This is a genomic window from Promicromonospora kroppenstedtii DSM 19349 (assembly GCF_000515355.1).
Lineage (GTDB): Bacteria > Actinomycetota > Actinomycetes > Actinomycetales > Cellulomonadaceae > Promicromonospora > Promicromonospora kroppenstedtii.
On record NZ_KI911651.1, the window covers coordinates 6,451 to 6,748 of the forward strand.

Consider the following 298-nt stretch of genomic DNA (forward strand, 5'->3'; position numbering starts at 1 on the left):
CGACCTGCTCGGTGAGTTGGAAGCCGTGAAGAACGCGATCACCGCCACGCAGGCTCGACTCACGGTCGCCCTGGACGAGGCAACCCGCGCCGAGGAAACCCGGCAGTGCATCCGGGCCGAGCGGCAAGGGCGCGGTGTCCCCAACCAGGTCGGCGCCGCGTTGCGGGTCAGCCCGCATGCCGGGGCCGGGTTCGTGTCCACCTCCCGCGTCTGGATCACCCAGATGCCCCACACCTTCACCGCCCTGCAGACCGGGGTCCTCTCGCAATGGCGGGCCACCCTCCTGGTGCGGGAGACG

Annotated in this window: 1 pseudogene; it reads left to right on the plus strand. The window is 71.1% G+C overall.

Annotated features, from left to right (window positions below):
• Positions 1-298, plus strand: a pseudogene (locus tag PROKR_RS34520) (hypothetical protein); the annotation flags it as partial.